Origin of the sequence: Leisingera sp. JC1 (genome assembly GCF_001679925.1) — a bacterium.
Lineage (GTDB): Bacteria > Pseudomonadota > Alphaproteobacteria > Rhodobacterales > Rhodobacteraceae > Leisingera.
The window spans coordinates 1-583 of sequence record NZ_LYUZ01000072.1 but is presented as its reverse complement, the minus strand read 5'-3'; the positions used below and the strand labels follow the sequence as shown (position 1 = coordinate 583).

Annotated in this window: 1 protein-coding gene; it reads right to left on the bottom strand. The window is 65.4% G+C overall.

Features of this window, described 5'->3' with window-relative positions:
* The coding region (locus tag A9D60_RS06930) for a glycosyltransferase family 2 protein (RefSeq protein WP_141117864.1) at window positions 1-526 on the bottom strand (526 nt) is incomplete at its 3' end.
* Window positions 527-583: the final 57 nt, after the last annotated feature.

Below are 583 nucleotides of genomic sequence, written 5' to 3'. Positions count from 1 at the left end.
TCCTGCCGCTGAGCTGGCCGACCCGATCAGCGGGCGCATCCAGGTGGCAGGTCTCGTGGAACATGCCGCCGAAGCGGAACAAATCGCGCCGGGCCAGGTGGATCAGGTTCCAGTCCTGCCAGCCGCCGCCATGCATCGGCCGGTGCATGAAATGGTTGAGGCGCCGGAACCGGTAGCCATCCATCTGCTCATCTTTGATGGCGTTCCGGATTTCGCGGGCCAGCTCGCGGGAGACGCGTTCATCGATGTCCATATGCAGCAGCCAGTCGCTGGCCGCGGCGTCGATGCCCTTGTTGCGCTGGTCGCTGTAATATTCGCCGGGCTGGCGCGGCGAGCGGAGAAACCGGACGCTGCCGCCGGCCGCGGCGCAGATCTCCTCGGTGCGGTCGCTCGAGCCGTCGTCCACAATGATGATTTCATCGACCCAGCCGAGCAGGTTGGCCAGGAAACCGGGCAGATCCTCTTCCTCGTTGTAGCTGATGGCCACAACGCCCAAGGTGGCGGAGGGGCGTTCAAACGGGCTCATCGGGCGGCTCCGGCCATGCCGCTGCCCGGTTCCGACAAGAGGCCGTCGAAATAGTTG